The organism is Streptomyces sp. NPDC007901, assembly GCF_042959465.1.
Classification (GTDB): domain Bacteria; phylum Actinomycetota; class Actinomycetes; order Streptomycetales; family Streptomycetaceae; genus Streptomyces.
Window position 1 is genome coordinate 134,093 of the sequence record NZ_JBIBKW010000021.1, and the last position, 14,705, is coordinate 148,797.

Annotated in this window: 15 protein-coding genes and 4 pseudogenes; 6 read left to right on the forward strand and 13 right to left on the reverse strand. The window is 68.5% G+C overall.

The window, feature by feature from the left end:
* Nucleotides 1-240: 240 nt before the first annotated feature.
* From ACFZDK_RS44075 to ACFZDK_RS44085, 3 genes and pseudogenes are all read right to left on the reverse strand, one after another.
* Nucleotides 241-369 (reverse strand): hypothetical protein, encoded by a 129-nt coding sequence (locus ACFZDK_RS44075; RefSeq protein ID WP_390981722.1) that lies wholly within the window; start codon nucleotides 367-369, stop codon nucleotides 241-243.
* Between the two features lie 11 nt (nucleotides 370-380).
* Nucleotides 381-581 (reverse strand): annotated as a pseudogene (locus ACFZDK_RS44080) (IS5/IS1182 family transposase); the annotation flags it as partial.
* Between the two features lie 40 nt (nucleotides 582-621).
* On the reverse strand, nucleotides 622-1,632 hold the full coding sequence (locus tag ACFZDK_RS44085; protein ID WP_390981589.1) for a helix-turn-helix domain-containing protein: 1,011 nt from the start codon (nucleotides 1,630-1,632) through the stop codon (nucleotides 622-624).
* Nucleotides 1,633-1,720: 88 nt separating this feature from the next.
* Here ACFZDK_RS44085 and ACFZDK_RS44090 point away from each other — a divergent pair.
* The 4 genes and pseudogenes from ACFZDK_RS44090 to ACFZDK_RS44105 all read left to right on the forward strand — a co-directional run.
* Nucleotides 1,721-2,656, forward strand: a pseudogene (locus ACFZDK_RS44090) (NADP-dependent oxidoreductase); the annotation flags it as partial.
* Nucleotides 2,657-2,689: 33 nt separating this feature from the next.
* A pseudogene (locus ACFZDK_RS44095) lies at nucleotides 2,690-3,448 on the forward strand (nuclear transport factor 2 family protein); the annotation flags it as partial.
* Between the two features lie 369 nt (nucleotides 3,449-3,817).
* The gene (locus ACFZDK_RS44100) at nucleotides 3,818-4,756 is read left to right on the forward strand and encodes an alpha/beta hydrolase fold domain-containing protein (protein ID WP_390981590.1); all 939 of its coding nucleotides are present in this window, start codon (nucleotides 3,818-3,820) and stop codon (nucleotides 4,754-4,756) included.
* 186 nt (nucleotides 4,757-4,942) lie between these two features.
* Entirely contained in the window at nucleotides 4,943-5,131 is a 189-nt protein-coding gene (locus tag ACFZDK_RS44105; RefSeq protein ID WP_390981592.1) for an SDR family NAD(P)-dependent oxidoreductase, read from the forward strand.
* Nucleotides 5,132-5,937: 806 nt separating this feature from the next.
* On the opposite strand, the gene ACFZDK_RS44110 is transcribed toward ACFZDK_RS44105, so the two are convergent.
* Entirely contained in the window at nucleotides 5,938-6,768 is an 831-nt protein-coding gene (locus tag ACFZDK_RS44110; protein WP_390981594.1) for an enoyl-CoA hydratase-related protein, read from the reverse strand.
* Between the two features lie 399 nt (nucleotides 6,769-7,167).
* The gene (locus tag ACFZDK_RS44115; protein WP_390981596.1) at nucleotides 7,168-7,866 is read right to left on the reverse strand and encodes an SDR family oxidoreductase; all 699 of its coding nucleotides are present in this window, start codon (nucleotides 7,864-7,866) and stop codon (nucleotides 7,168-7,170) included.
* Between the two features lie 248 nt (nucleotides 7,867-8,114).
* On the opposite strand from ACFZDK_RS44115, the gene ACFZDK_RS44120 reads away from it, so the two are divergent.
* On the forward strand, nucleotides 8,115-8,387 hold the full coding sequence (locus ACFZDK_RS44120) for a hypothetical protein (protein ID WP_390981598.1): 273 nt from the start codon (nucleotides 8,115-8,117) through the stop codon (nucleotides 8,385-8,387).
* 1,058 nt (nucleotides 8,388-9,445) lie between these two features.
* Here ACFZDK_RS44120 and ACFZDK_RS44125 read toward each other — a convergent pair.
* The 6 genes and pseudogenes from ACFZDK_RS44125 to ACFZDK_RS44150 all read right to left on the reverse strand — a co-directional run.
* A pseudogene (locus ACFZDK_RS44125) lies at nucleotides 9,446-9,562 on the reverse strand (DNA-binding response regulator); the annotation flags it as partial.
* A gap of 116 nt (nucleotides 9,563-9,678) precedes the next feature.
* Nucleotides 9,679-10,077: a nuclear transport factor 2 family protein gene (locus ACFZDK_RS44130; RefSeq protein WP_390981600.1), complete on the reverse strand. Its 399-nt coding sequence runs from the start codon at nucleotides 10,075-10,077 to the stop codon at nucleotides 9,679-9,681.
* Nucleotides 10,078-10,153: 76 nt separating this feature from the next.
* A complete protein-coding gene (locus tag ACFZDK_RS44135) occupies nucleotides 10,154-10,282 on the reverse strand; it encodes a hypothetical protein (protein ID WP_390981602.1) in 129 nt (42 codons plus the stop codon).
* A 254-nt stretch (nucleotides 10,283-10,536) separates the two neighbouring features.
* Nucleotides 10,537-10,962 (reverse strand): ester cyclase, encoded by a 426-nt coding sequence (locus ACFZDK_RS44140; RefSeq protein ID WP_390981604.1) that lies wholly within the window; start codon nucleotides 10,960-10,962, stop codon nucleotides 10,537-10,539.
* A gap of 44 nt (nucleotides 10,963-11,006) precedes the next feature.
* Nucleotides 11,007-11,957 carry an alpha/beta fold hydrolase gene (locus tag ACFZDK_RS44145; protein WP_390981606.1) on the reverse strand — a complete coding sequence of 317 codons (951 nt, stop codon included), beginning with the start codon at nucleotides 11,955-11,957 and terminating at the stop codon, nucleotides 11,007-11,009.
* Between the two features lie 102 nt (nucleotides 11,958-12,059).
* Complete coding sequence (locus ACFZDK_RS44150) at nucleotides 12,060-12,824, reverse strand: SDR family oxidoreductase (RefSeq protein WP_390981608.1); 765 nt, start codon at nucleotides 12,822-12,824, stop codon at nucleotides 12,060-12,062.
* Nucleotides 12,825-12,952: 128 nt separating this feature from the next.
* Here ACFZDK_RS44150 and ACFZDK_RS44155 point away from each other — a divergent pair, with 128 nt between their 5' ends.
* Entirely contained in the window at nucleotides 12,953-13,546 is a 594-nt protein-coding gene (locus ACFZDK_RS44155) for a TetR family transcriptional regulator (RefSeq protein WP_390981610.1), read from the forward strand.
* On the opposite strand, the gene ACFZDK_RS44160 is transcribed toward ACFZDK_RS44155, so the two are convergent.
* Together ACFZDK_RS44160 and ACFZDK_RS44165 are read right to left on the reverse strand one after the other, a co-directional pair.
* Nucleotides 13,524-13,913: a transposase gene (locus ACFZDK_RS44160; RefSeq protein ID WP_390981612.1), complete on the reverse strand. Its 390-nt coding sequence runs from the start codon at nucleotides 13,911-13,913 to the stop codon at nucleotides 13,524-13,526. The two genes, ACFZDK_RS44155 and ACFZDK_RS44160, sit on opposite strands and share 23 nt — an antisense overlap.
* Nucleotides 13,888-14,589, reverse strand: coding sequence for an SDR family NAD(P)-dependent oxidoreductase (locus ACFZDK_RS44165; RefSeq protein WP_390981614.1), 702 nt, complete (start codon nucleotides 14,587-14,589; stop codon nucleotides 13,888-13,890). Before ACFZDK_RS44165 ends, ACFZDK_RS44160 begins: the two co-directional genes overlap by 26 nt.
* Nucleotides 14,590-14,705 lie beyond the last annotated feature (116 nt).

Sequence of the window (14,705 nt, forward strand, 5' to 3'; positions counted from 1 at the left end):
GTAATATTACGGTCGACAGGTGATCTTGGGAGAGACCCTCGCCGCAGAGTCGTCATGGGAAGTGAGCCGAGTCCACGTCCGGTGCGGCGAGTCCGGATTCCGAGCCGTGGGGCGGGACCTCGTCGTCATCACCGGCACACGGCCGGCGTCGCGAGCGCATGCTCACGGCTGCCTGGCTGTGCCGTGCGTACGCCGAAAGCGCCCGAGGGAGGCGACTCCCCCGGGCGCTGGGCGTCCTGGTCAGGCGGTGTGGGTGGGGTAGTCGGTGTAGCCGGCCGCGCCGCCGCCGCAGAAGGTCGCGGGGTCGGGGGTGTTCAGGGGTGCGCCCGCGCGTATGCGCTCGACCGGGTCGGGGTTGGCGAGTGCCATCGAGCCCACCCGTAGAAGTCGATGACCTGGGCGTTACGGTCGGGTGCAGCGGCGGATTTTGCGAAGCCGTTCATCCACGAGTTGGTCCGCTCCACCACCCACCTCTTGCCGATCTGGATCGGGGCGGGCATGCCCTTGCAGGCGATCTGGGCGTCGAAGCCGATCTCGTCGAGCAACTCACGGGTGCGTTTGCTGTCATACCCGCGACCGATACCGGTCCCCAGCACAGCCGATGGTATGACGTACATAATTTTACGGTCCAGGGCGACATGCTTGCCCGTCCCGCCGAGCATCCGCCGCGGCGGCACGGCTCGTTGCCGGTGCGCCTCGGAAGGTCCGCCGGTAGGCCAGTGGTGTGACGCCGATAGCGGCGTGCAGGTGTTCGCGCAGCGAGGTGCCGCCGGCGAAGCCGACCTGGCCGGCGATCTCGTCGACCGGCAGGTCGGTGGATTCCAGCAACTGCCGGGCCCGGTCGACGCGTTGCTGGATGAGCCAGCGTCCGGGGCTCAAGCCGACTTCTTCTTTGAAGCGGCGGCCGAAGGTGCGCTGGCTCATGTTCGACTGCTCGGCAAGGTCGCTCAGAGTCAGCGGCTTGTGCAGGTTCTGCAGCGCCCACTGCCGGGCGGCGGACGTGTCGTTCGCCGTTGCATCGGGAACCGGGTGTTCGATGTACTGCGCCTGGCCTCCGTCGCGCCACGGGGGGACGACGCAGGTGCGGGCCACACGGTTGGCGATCTCGCTGCCGTGGTCCTTGCGGACAAGGTGCAGGCAGACATCGATGCCGGCAGCGGCACCGGCCGAGGTCAGCACGTCGCCTTCGTCGACGAACAGGACGTTCGGGTCGAGTTCCACCTGCGGGTACCACTCCCGGAAGAGGCCCGTGGCGTGCCAGTGCGTGGTGGCCCGGTGCCCGTCGAGCAGCCCCGCCGCGGCCAGCACGAAGGCGCCGGTGCAGGTGGACACGATCCGGGTGCCGGGGGCCACGTACGCGAGGACTTGCGCCAGGTCGACCGGCGTTTGACGGCGGGGGTTGCCGGTGTGGAACGGTGGGATGATGACGGTGTCGGCGGTCCGCAACGCCTCCGGGCCATGATCGACGGTGATGGAGAAGTCCGCGTTGGTGCGCACCGGGTGACCGTCGATGGTGCAGGTCACGACCTCGTAGCGGCCGTCCGCGGCGCCGAAGACGCGGTGGGGAATGCCCAGGTCGAACGGGTACACCCCGTGTGAGGCGAGGACAACGACGCGGTGCACCTTGATCACGGCAGGATCCCGTCGAAAATTGGCGATCACGCCATTGTAGTGGCCTGTGACCGGCGGCCAGGCTGGGCCCATGACGGACACCGAAACCATGCGAGCCATCAGCCAGGACACCTACGGCACCCCCGACGTTCTGAAGGAGACCCTGCTGCCCAAACCGGCGCCAGGGGTGAGCGAGATCCTGGTAGCCGTCCACGCGGCCGGGGTCAACCCGACCGACTGGGGGAACCGTGCCCAGTCCGCGACCATCGCCCGGCTGCCGCTGGTGCTCGGCTGGGACGTCTCCGGCGTCGTCGAGGCCGTCGGCGTGGGCGTCACCCTGTTCAAGCCCGGCGACGAGGTCTTCGGCATGCTGCCCTACCCGGGCGGAGTCGGCTCGCACGCCGAGTACGTGACCGGGCCGGCCCGCGTCTTCACGCACAAGCCCGCGGGCATCGACCACGTCCAGGCGGGTGCGCTGCCGCTGGCCGCGCTGACCGCCTACCAGGCACTGGTCGACACCGCCGGTGTCCGGGCCGGGCAGCGAGTCCTGATCCACGCGGCGGCCGGCGGCGTCGGTCACCTCGCCGTGCAGATCGCCAAAGACCGCGGCGCGTACGTGATCGGCACCGCCAGCGCCGCCAAACACGACTTCCTGCGATCCCTCGGTGCCGACGAGGTCATCGACTACCACAGCGTCGACTTCACCGAGGTGCTCAGCGACATCGACGTGGTCCTCGACCCTGTCTCCCGTGACTCCGCCGCCCGCGCCCGATCCGTGGCCGTGCTGCGCCCGGGCGGCACCCTCGTCTCGATCCTTCCGGTACCCGTCGACGCCGGCGAACTGGCGGCGATCGCCGAGCGGGGGATCCGCTACGAGTCGCTGCTGGTCGAGGCCGACCACGCCGGCATGCAGGCCATCGCCGCCCTCGTCGAGACCGGCGCACTGCGCGCCCACGTCGACGCCACCTTCCCGCTCGCCGAGGCCGCGAAGGCGCACACGCTCGGCGAGACCGGCCGCACCACCGGCAAGATCGTGCTGACCGTCCGAGACAGCAAGGCACACCTTGCCAGCCAACTGCTGCATGACGTGTTCGTCCTCGGGGACACGGCCATCGTCGATCGGGTCGTGCGGCCCGATTACTACATCCAGCACAACCCCCTGGCGCCCGACGGAGCCGACGCCCTCAAGTACTTCAGCGGCGCCATGCGACAGCAGTTCCCGCAGGCCGCCTTCGAGCCCCGCCGGATCATCACCGACGGCGATCTGGTGCTGCTGCACTCCCGCTACGTCATGGTGCCGGGCACCGAGGGTCTGGCCGTGTTCGACCTGTTCCGCTTCCAGGACGGCAAGATCGCCGAGCACTGGGACGTCATTCAGGAAGTGCCCGCCACCACGGCCAGCGGCAACGACATGTTCGCCACGCTCAGCGAGCCGCGGACCGACGCGGTCGGGCAGCGCTGGTTCACCGCCTACCACAAGGAACTGGTCACCGCGTTCGTCGACCAGCTGCTGGTCCGCAAGGACCTGACCGCCATCGACGCCTACGTCGGCGCCGACTACCACGAACACAGCCCGACCATCTCCGACGGCGCGGCCGGCCTCAAGGCCGACCTGGGCAGCTACTTCGACAAGTTCCCGCAGTCGAGTGTCACACCGAAACGCGTCATCGCCGAAGGCGACCTGGTCGCCGTGCACAGCCACTACGTCGACACGCCGGGCGAGCGTGGCCGGTCGGTCATCGACCTCTTCCGGGTCCGCGATGCCAGGATCGTCGAGCACTGGAGCTCCGAACAGGCCGTGCCCGAGACCGCCGCCAACGACAACACGATGTTCTGACAGCCGCCGGGGGCGGGGCGAATCGTGTCCAGCCCCCACAAGAGCGACCGGCATTGGGCCATCAGCGCGGCGATCCCCGAACCGTCGATCCCGTCGCTCTTGAACCGACGCCCAGCCGTCTCGATGATCCGCCGCCGCGTCTCCTGCTTGCGCTCTCGCCCGTATCGGGCCCCGCACTCTCCTTCACTCGTCCAGCCGGCCGCCGGCCGCCGCCTCCGGGCCCCCATTGAGCGTGCGACCATAATTTAATTCTCGCCGACCTCTTGCCGACCGGCTCGCCTCACCCTATTAACGTACGAATGTAATACAAAAGACCGTGCGGCACACCAGCACCTTGTCGCGTCACCGAACCGGCTGGGCACGACGAGCGTGACCAGCACAGACAGGAGTGTCATCAAGGGGATCAGTCCGCAGGCGCAGCAGTTCGCGCAGTTCCTGGAAAGCGTGCGCGCCAAGTGGTTGACGCCGGGCCTGGACCTGGGCATCGTGCGCGACATCGCCGAGACGTACCACCTGGCGTCCACCGAACCGGAAGGCGTCACCTACGCCGAGGTCGACGCCGACGGCGTCCCCGCCCTCTGGGCCATCCCCGCCGGCGCCGACCTCGACCGGGCGCTGCTGCACTTCCACTTCGGCGGCTCAGTCACCGCCTCCATGCATTCGGACCGCAAGGCCGCCGGGCACATCGCGAAGGCCGCCGGGATCCGCTCGCTCGTCGTGGACTTCCGCCATGCCCCCGAACACCCCTACCCGGCACAGCTCGACGACGTCGAGACCGCCTACCGATGGCTGCTCGCACAGGGCTACCAGCCGCAGCACATCGGCAGCACCGGCCACTCCATCGGCGGCACCCTCGCCGTCATGCTGCCCCTGCGGCTGCTCGCCAAGGGCGAGCCCACCCCCGGTGCGATCGTCAGCATCTCGCCATGGACCGACTTCACCCTCGCCAACCCCAAGGTGGATGAGAACGAGGAACACGACAAGATGCTCAGCCGCAACACCCTCGAGGGGATGCGGGCAGCGTTTCTGCAGGACCCGGACCTGGACTTCGCCGACCCGCGGATCAGCCTCGTCAACGCCGACCTGACCGGCCTCCCGCCCACCGTCGTGCACTACGGCGAGTACGAGACCCTCGCCGGCGACGGCGCCGAACTCGCACAACCGCTCACCGAATTCAAGGTCACCTCCGAGGTCCACCCGATGCCCGAGGGACAACACTCCTTCGTCCTCGGCGCCGGACGCGTGCCCGAGGTCGACCAGGCGATCGAGCAGATGGGCCAGTGGCTGCGCCGGCATCTCGGCGCCTGAGTACCAGACTTCGCTCGTCACCGTCAGGCGATCTTCCGGATTCCACGCCCAGCCGGCCGTATCCGGCGTCACGCTTCCCACCAACCGCAGGTGGATCGTGGCGCCGGATACCGCCCCACAACCCGTACAGCGGCGTGATCGTCACATCAGCGCCCGACCGGCGCCCTCACTCACGGAGAAGGTCTCGTGACTCAGCTCGGCGGCCAGATCGCCCTGGTCACCGGCGCGAACCGGGGCCTCGGCCGCGCATTCGTCCGGCAACTGCTCGACCGCGGTGCCGCGAAGGTCTACGCCGCCGCCCGCGACCCTCGCCCGATCGTCGCCGACGACCCCCGGCTGCTCCCGCTGCACCTCGACGTGACGGACCCCGCCTAGGTGGCCCGCGCCGCCGGGATCGCGCAGGACGTGAGCGTATGGTGAACAACGCCGGGATCGCCCGCGTCGGTTCCGTGCTCGACACCGACACCTCCGGTCTGCGTCTCGAACTGGAGGCCAACCTGTTCGGCCCGCTCGCCGTGACCTCAGGCCGCTGACCGGTGGACCTGACTCACCCCTGCGACGGCCCTGGGAACAGCCCGCCCCGCCCGGGCGGCTGACTCCCGCCCGCGTCCGCCGCGCGGTCGACCGGGGACTGACCGGCCCGGTCGCCGCCGCACGGGGCCTTGGTGATCGCGCCGTCGGCGCTGGCGTTGGCCAGATCCAGGAGTGCTGGACGAGGAAGATCGGGACCCCGGAGGGCTTGCCCCAGCGCCGATAGGCGAACCGGTCGCCGTCGACCTCGATGTACTGGGTCGGTGCGGTCACACGCGTGTCACTCATGGCCTGAGCTTTTCCAGAGGCCGCGAGCAACACGATGACGGTCGTAATAAAAAGTCAATCTCTTAGATGTCGACCGACATCCATGTGTGCTTGAGTCGCCGGGTCCGCGAGGGGGCTCTCGCGGATCGCGGCACGGACAGAAGGTCTGGGCCCCGCCAAGAGCTATGTCTCCGGGGAGCATCGCGACGGGCGGAGCGACGGCTGCACCACCGCGGACCACCGGACGCGAGAACGGTCGACTTGCACGTCACGACCCTGCGGGGTGGGGCGTTGGCCGTGAAGATGGAACCCGCCGAGGGTGTCGTGGCACGCGCGGCGCCCTGTGGGGCGCTGTGGTCGGTCGTGGGCGCGGCCGGGGGCGTTCAGAGGGCTTCGTTGACCCGGCCGATGTACTCGCCGAGCTGGTATTCCACGTCGAGGCCCTTCTCGGCGGCCAGGGCGCCGAGCCCGACCGCGCGTGCGGCGAATCCGGGCTGGGTCAGGGTGCCCGCGAACTCGCCGAAGGCGGCGACCAGGTGGGCGTCCGGCGGCAGTGTCGCCCGGTTGACCTGGGACTTCGCGGTCGCAATTGCCTGCCGGTCGAAGGAGGCGAGGCGGGCGACGGTCGCGTCGACGAAGGCGTCGAGTTCCGCGTCGGGCAGGGTGCGGGTGACCCATCCCCAGCGTTCGGCCAGGTCGGCGTCGTAGTCGGCACTGGTCAGGATCGCCTCCAGCGCGCGGTCGCGGCCGATGGAGCGCGGAAGCCGCTCGCCGCCGCCTCCGCCGGGGACGAGGCCGAGGCCGACCTCGGGCTGGCCGAAGAACGCCTTCTCGCGGCTGGCGTAGCGCAGGTCGCAGGCGAGGGCCAGCTCGTTGCCGGCGCCGCGGGTACGGCCCCGGATGGCCGCGATGCTGACGAACGGAGCCTTGCTCAGCCGCAGGACCATGTCGGTCCACAACGGGTTGTCGTCCTCGTGCTCGGGCAAAGGAAGGTCGGCGGCCGCGGCAGCGTCGAAGTGGTTGATGAAGAAGTCGGGAAGTTCGCTGGCGAAGACGACGACCTGGATGTCCGGGTCGTTCTCCAGCTCCGAGACGATCTTGTGCAGGGTCACGATGGACTCGGGAACCACCAGGTTCACGGGGGGATTCGAGAACGTGATCCTCGCGGTCTGCGGGGTCGTCCGCTCCAGGCGGATCGTGCTGGGCTGGCTCATGGCGTGGTTTCCGTTTCGTGTTTCGTAGGGGGATTGGGCTTGGGCTTGCGTGGCCGTGATCGCGTCCGGCGACCACGGAGCCGTTGTGCCTGGTGGGGTGCAGGTGTCGCCGACTTGTCCGTCGGAGCGGCATTGGCTGGGCCGGTCCCGCCTGCACCTGTGCGGCATGGTGGGGGCTCCGTTCGTTCGCACTGATGGCGTGCCACCGCTCGGTCCCCACCATTTACCTTACGGTCGTAATACAATAGGCCGAGAAACGCTCAGCAGGCAAGACCCGACACGCGGGGGAACCATCGCCGGCCGTTTGGCACGTTTGGCCGACCGACGAATCGCAGATGCTGTGCCGTGGCGTTCCCTTGGCGGACGTGCCTGGCGGTTGGCCAGTGGGGCGGGTGCTCCTCAGGGGAGCTGCGGGTAGAGCGCCGAGACGCCCCCGGACAGTGCTGCCTGTGCCTGGCGGGCCGCGTTGTCGGCGAGGATCTCGTAGGCGCCGGCGACGATGCCGTCCACGGCGATCCGGGCGATGTCGGCCGGGTCGGACTTGGCCGCGTCGACGGTTCGGACCATGTCGGTGTCCATGTAGCCGACGTGGAGTCCGGCCACCCGTATGTTCTGGTCGGCCAGTTGCACGCGCAGGGTGTTGGTGAGCGACCACTCCGCGGATTTGGCGGCGCAGTAGGCGCCGAACTCCGGGAAGCTGACCCAGGACAGGCCGGACAGGACGTTCAGCATGGCCCCGCCGCCGTTGGCCGCGATCTGGGGTGCGAAGGCGCGGGCCACCGTCAGGGTGCCGAGGTAGTGGGTGTTCATCTCCAGGCGGATGTCGTCCAGGTCGGCGGTGAGCAGGTCGGCGCCGGTGGAGGAGCCCGCGTTGTTGACCAGGATGGTCACGTCGCCGGTGGCCGCGGCGGCGGCCGCGACGGAGGCGGGGTCGGTGATGTCGAGGGCGATCGGCCTGGCGCCGGGCAGGTCGACCTGGTCGGGGTTGCGGGCGCCGGCGTAGACGGTGGCGCCACGGCTGAGCAGTTCGGCGGCGAGGGCCCGGCCGAAGCCCCGGTTCGCTCCGGTGACAAGGGCGGTGCTGGCGGAGAGGTCCATAACGGTTCCCGGTGAAGTGGAGAGGAGATGACCAGAGCACGGATGGCGTGGCATGGCGTGGCTCAGATCTATTGAATTACGTTCGTAATAGTAAGCAGGTTGAGTCAGTGATCGCAACCAATCCGCCTGGTGAACGACGCTGCGCCGGGCACCTTGCCGGAGCACCGTCAAGGAGCTGATCGACGCGGGCAAGGCCAAGTGCTTCGGCCTGAGCGAGACCGGCCCGCAGACCACCCGCAGGGCGCAAGTTGTACAGCCGGTCCCGTCCATCAGGCCGGGTACTTCTGTTCGAGCGGGACGTAGAGCAGCTCTTCCCGATCCTCGACGAACTGGGCGTCGGCTTCGTCGCCTACTCACCTCTCAGCCGCGGCTTCATCAGCGGCACCGCCAAACCCGCTGGCGAATGCGACGTCACCGACATGCGCAACGTCGACCGCTGGCAGCCCGGCAACTTCTCCGCCCGTACGTCGCTCCGCCCTTTGATCGGCATGAAGCCGGGAGAGTCCCCGGCGGAGGGGTAACCTCCACACCGCGCGCTCGAAGACGACGTCCGCCCGATCCCTTCAGCTCACTCTGGGAGAAGGCGACTGAGCTGGATAGGGTGACGAGGCAACGTTTGGTCTGCGGAAATGGCCGCAGAGGCTCCGCCCGGAGTGGAGGGGCGGAGCCTCTGTGCGTTGGAAGGGAAATCCGCTGTGCGAAGGTTCTATCCCCTTGGTTGAACTGTACGGACATGGCTGCTTCCGTGACGACCGTCCAACTCATAGACCTCCAGGGGCCATTGAGGGGCCACAAGGACAGGAACAGGCCGACAAGCACTGCACAGGGCTGACACGGATCAGCGCGTCTGACCTGCAAGAACGGCGTGAATCGGCAATGATCGGCAAGGGCCGCCAAGATCCCCAAGGGACTCATAATCCGTCGGCCGTGGGTTCGAGTCCCACCCGCCCCACTTCGACAGGCTTCTGGCCTGCGGAAACGTTCATTTTCAGGTGTTGGAGCGTCAACTTTGCCTGAGCGGACTGAATCCGCTGTTCGTGGGTTTGGAGTCCGGCGGCGGTCGGGGGAGATCCAACCCATCTGACCTGCGGCTGAGTAGATGATCGAGGGTCTCGCTCGCGGTCTGGGCGGCTGCCCTTAGGGCCGATGCCAGGACCCAGGGGCCGTACAGGGGCCGGGGCGGCGCGGGCGTGTCCGGGGCGACGGTGTCTCCGGGGCGATTCGTTGTCCGATTTACCTGTTGTGTGGGCATCGGGTCGACGTCCTTGGCGCGGCCACTCGCATGCCGGACCAGTAGAGAGGGTGCCGCCACCGGTACGTCTGGTTCGCAGGGTGGGGGACAAGGAAACTGCCCGAAGGGGAAACGGCCCTGCAGGGTCGTCGGCGGCCTGTTTCCGATGTGTCCGCCCGGTGAGCCGGCTGGGGCCGCACAGGAGGTCTGAACCAGCTGTCGCTGCGAACTGGCATCCCCTCCCGTGGACATGGCCCGCGGCGGTCCATGAGCCGATCATGCACGTGTGAGGACATCGCAGACGGGTGAGTCAGTTCTGTCGTGGGCCATGGATCGCGATCCTGGGCCAACGGTGCGGCCGTAGGCCGCAGCGCGGGCGGCCGTGAAGAACTCGTCGCGCGGGGCGTCCTTGAGCAGTTGACCTGCGCCCGCCTCGATGGCCGGCAGGGTGTTGGAGTCGGCGTCGAAGCCGACAATGACGGGACCGGCGTGGGGCCGTCCTTTCTGCATGACGGTGGCGAGGCGGGCGAGGTTCGGGCCCCCGGGGAGCACGCTCTCGTTCTCGCTGAACGCGGAGGCCGTCACGACACTTCGGCGAGGCTGTCGAGCACGCGCGAGTCGAAGTACTCCTCGATCCGTGCCACGAGCCCGTCGGAGTCGATCTCCAGTCGCATCATCGCCGGCATTCGGAACCGGCCTCCGGAGTGGAGCGCCGCGGTCAGCGTGTACTGCAGGACCGCCTGCGAGCCGACTGTCGTGATGCGTCGGTCCTCGTAGCTGCGGCTCGTCGAGTGGGCACAGAGGTGACCGAGCATCGCAGCCATGGCATCGACATCCTGCTCGATCTCGTCGAAGTTGTGCCAGGTGAGCGCGTCGGGTGCGAAGCAGCGGCGCACCTCGTCCATGTCGCCCTTCTCGATCGCGGCCAGCAAGGTGTTCACCACGCTGAAGTCCGTGGGATCCGGTTCTTTGCCCGACATCTCTTTCCTCGGTTCTCTTGGCCGCGCGGTGCGGCAGTGCGTCCTGGACTTGGGTCCAGGTCTTTATGGCTGGGGCTCAGCGCCGGGCCTCAGCCATACGGCCTTTGCGGGCGCGTTCGGCGCGGTACCTGGCGAACCGCTGGAGTGCGGACGGATTGTCGGCCGAGCCGCGGTCGGCCGCCTGCTCGATCTCGGTGCCCTGCATGATGCGCTTGACCGGGACCTGGAGCTTCGTGCCGGTGATGGTGTGCGGGACCGCCCCTTGATCTTTCTCTGCACCATGTCAATCGAGCGAGCGCCTCCGGTATGTCGTCAGACGGCCTTCAGGAGCCGACGGGGCAACAGCGTGAGCCATGAGAACCCCCGGCGAAGGGTCTGTGAAGCGATCAACTTCGACTCTTCGCCGGGGGTCCCCTGTCTGGTCGGCTCACGCCGCGCTGATGCGTCTTTGCTGCTGCCTCAGTCGGTGAGCTGCATCTGCATCTGCATCTGCAGTTGCAGCAGCTCCTCGACGTGCCGGACCTCGACGATCCGGCCGTCGACCACCCGCGCGAGGTCGATGCCGGAGCAGGTCACCTCACGGCCGGTCGCGGGCAGTCCGAACCAAGGACCGGTGTGGGTCGCTGTGACCACCCACTGGGAGACGACCCAGCCGTCATCCGTCTCGGCCTGGTAGACGATCTCGTGGTGAGGGTTGGTGAACCCGTCGCGCATGGCAGCGACCATCCCCTTCATCCCCTCGATCGCCGAGGGAGCCTCTGGGGGCAGGTTGTGGTCGACGAGATCGGGCGAGACCAGGGTGTCCAGCGCATCGATATCGCCCGCGTCGAAGGCGGCGAACAGGCGGGCAGGAACATCGCGAGCGGAAGTGATGTGACTGTTCATCAGGGGCTTTCCTTTCACTTCGGTGTGCCGGCTTTCGAAGTCGGTCAGGCTGTGGGGGTGGGGTAGAAGGCGTTGATCTCGGCCAGGACGCGGTCGGGTGCTTCGTGGAGGAGGAAGTGTCCGGCGCCGGGGACGTCGGCGGAGGTGGCGTGGGGCGCGGCGTCCTGGAGGGGCGGCAGGACCATCTCGGCGAGGCCGGCCTGGGTGATCATGCGGACCGGGATGGTCAGCGGGGTCTCCTGGAATGTGGTGTTGTCGGCCTCGTCCTGGGTCTCGGTCCGGTAGAGCTCGAAGCCGGCGTGCAGGACCTGAGGGCGGGAGAACAGTCGGACGAACTCGGCCAGTTCGTCGTCGGAGATGTTCTCGCCGGCGGTCTTCATCCCCTGGAAGAAGTGGGTGAGGAAGGTCTCGACCCGGCCGGTGACCAGTTCCTCGGCGAGCGGGTTCTGCTTGTTGAAGGAGAAGTGCCAGAACATCGACTCGATGGTGGCGAACTTCAGGTTCTTGCCGACCAGGCCGTAGTCCATGAGGAACAGCCCCGACACCTGCTCGCGGTACTGGGCGGCCAGCGGGTAGGCGACGCTGACGCCGAAGTCGTGGGCGACGACGTGCACGTTCTCGCGGTGGCCGAGACGGTCGAGCAGCTTGTGGACGTAGGTGGCCAGGACCGCCTTGGTCCTGGAGTGCGGGTTCCCGGTCGAGTCGCCCATGCCCGGCAGGTCGATGGCGATGACGGTGCGGCCGGGCAGCAGGGAGGGCATGATCTGGCGGTACTCGTACCAGCTCTGCGGCCAGCCGTGCAGCAGCACCATGACCTGCGGGCCGTCGCCTCCGATGACGTAGTGCATCTGCACGTCGTCGATGGTGGTGAAGCCGTGCCGGAAGAGCTTGTTGAACTCGGCGTCGTCCCTGGTCGCCGCGTCGTAGCCGGGGCTGAGCGGCTCCTCCGCCCCGACGGCTGCGGCGGTCGTGGAGGCTGTGGTGATGGCGTTCATGGTGGTGTTACGTCCTTTTTGTGAAAGAGGGTGTCGTCGTGCACGGCGGTGCGGCTGGAGGCCGGTGGGCCGCGCCTGCTTGCGGCCGCCCGGGGTGGGCGGTCAGACGGCGATGCCGCCGTCGACGTTCCAGCTGGTGCCGGTGATGAAGTGGGCTTCGGGGCCGGCGAGATAGGCGACGGCGCTGGCGATGTCGGCAGGCTCGGCGAAGTGGTCGAGCGGCATGAGCTGCTTCAGGGATTCCGCGTACGGGCCGGAGTCAGGGGTCATGTCCGTAGTGGTGGGGCCGGGTTGCACGTTGTTGACGGTGATGCCGTGCGGACCGAGTTCGCGGGCCAGGCCGCGGGTGAGGCCGGCGACGGCGGCCTTGGTCAGGGCGTAGACGGTTGCGCCGGGGAAGGGGACGCGGTCGACGATGACGCTGCCGATGGTGATGATGCGACCGCCCTGGCCGAGGTGGGGAGCGGCGGCCTGGACGGCGCTGAACACGCCCCGGACGTTGACCGCGATGAGCCGGTCGAACTCCTCCAGCGGGAAGTCCTCGATCGGCGCGGCGTGGGAGACACCGGCGTTGTTGACGAGGATGTCCAGTCCGCCGAAATGCTCCGTGGTGCGGCTGACCGCGGCCCGGACGGCTTCGTGGTCCGCGTTGTCCGCCTGCACGGCCAGGGCGCCCGTCGCCTCGGCCACGGCGTCGGCCTGGTCCTTGGCGCTGGCGTAGGTGAAGGCGACCTGGGCGCCGTCGGCGGTCAGACGGCGCACGATCCCGGCACCGATGCCCCGGGACCCGCCCGTGACCAGGGCGGTCTTGCCGTCGAGGGGCCGTACGCCGGACCGGGTGGTGCCGGGGGCGAGCTGGGTGCCCATAGGTGTCTCCGATTCTTCAGCACTTCACTTACGAACCGAACCGCTCGGTTACTATATCCAGGATGACACTAACCTGAGCAACCACGGGATTCCTTCCGTGGCGGCGAACTTTTCTCAAGGAGGCTTCGATGCCCAGCACGGGACGGCCCCGGTCCTTCGACACCGACGAGGCGCTGGAGGTGGCGATGCGGGTGTTCTGGGCCGAGGGTTACGAAGGTGCCTCGCTCGCCGCGCTGACCGAGGCCATGGGGATCAACCGGCGCAGCATCTACGCCGCCTTCGGCAACAAGGAGGAGCTGTTCCGCAAGGCCGTCGACCGCTATGTGCAGGGCCCGGGAGCCTTTGTGGCCCCGGCACTTGAGCTGCCCACCGCCCGGCAGGTGGCCGAGGCGATGCTGCACGGAGGCGTGGAGGCCCACACCGCGCCCGGCTGCCCGCGCGGCTGCCTGCTGGTCCAGTCCGCGCTGGCCGCCGGCCCGGAAAGCGAACCGGTCCGCCGCGACCTGGCCGAACGCCGCGAGGCCGGAGTAGCCGCCCTGCGGAAACGGTTCGAACAAGCCCAGGCCGAGGGCGACCTGCCCCTCACCGCCGACCCGGAAACCCTCGCCCGCTATGTGCACACCGTCGGGCAGGGCCTCGCCGTACAGGCCGCCGGTGGCGCCGGCCGAGAAGACATGCACCGCGTCGCCGACCAGGCACTCAGCACCTGGCCGAGTAACTGAAGCCTCGCGGCGCCGGCCGGCCGGACGGTCTGCGGGTGCGAACGGATCTGAGTGGTCTGACGGGTCCGGTCGTTGACCAGGTCGAGACGGGGGGCGGAGTGCGCAGGTCGACGGCTATCTCGTCGCCCTGCCGCAGGCGACCAAGATCTTGGCGCATGCGTGCCTGGTCGGCGATGGCGAACGCATCCTTCTCAGCCGTCTTGCCCTGGCCGCGACAGGCGGCCGACGCTTGGTGTACGGGCCTTCCCCTGCAGCTGGGTTCAGAGTCGCGTCGCGGCGCTGGGGCGCCGCGACGCGATCGGGGTTCGGCGAGGGGCCGAGTCGGCAGAGCCGGCGTGGTGTCAGGCGCGTGAGAAGCCCTCGGCATCGAGGCGGAAGACGAGCTCGGCCTCGTCGCGCTTGGTGGTGTGCAGGTCCCAGTAGAGGGGGGCGATCTGTTCGGGCTTGGCCGCCTCGACGCCGGGGATGACGGAGACGCCGATCGACGAGTCGATGCCGACGTGGGCGGACTGGATGCCGGTGCCGTCCAGCTCCTTGTGCAGGTTCATCGCCCAGTTGCGCAGCGCCGCTGCGGCGGCGTTGACGTTGGCGACCCGTGGGTCGGGCCAGATCGAGCCGGCGCCGGTGGTGTAGAGCAGGGTGCCCGCGCCGGTCTCCTGCATCGCCGGCAGTACCGCCTTGGTGGCGGTGATGGCTCCGTAGAGCTGGAAGTTCATCTCGAACTCCACATGAGACGGCTCGGTCTCGGCCGGAGCGGTCAGCTTTATGACACCGAACGACCCCACCGGGGAGTACTCCAGGACGTCGATCCCGCCGAACCGCGCGGCGGCGTCCTTGAGTGCCTGGGTGAGCGCGTCGCGGTCGAGCACGTCCGCGGAGAACGCGGCGGCGGTGATGCCGTCGGCGGCGAGCTCGCCGACAAGACCGTCGAGCTTCTCGCGGTTGCGGGAGATCAGGGCGACGTCGAAGCCCTGGGAGCCGAAGGTGCGGGCGATGGCCAGGCCCAGCTGGGGGCCGGCTCCAACGATGGCGATGCTGGTCACAGCGATCCTTTCCAAAAAGCTGGTCAAGGAGGAAAGCCATCCGGATAGGTCTATCCATATCAAGATCCGGATAGGTCGCTCCGGTTAGCTGCTGCCACCGTATCACCAAAAATGGA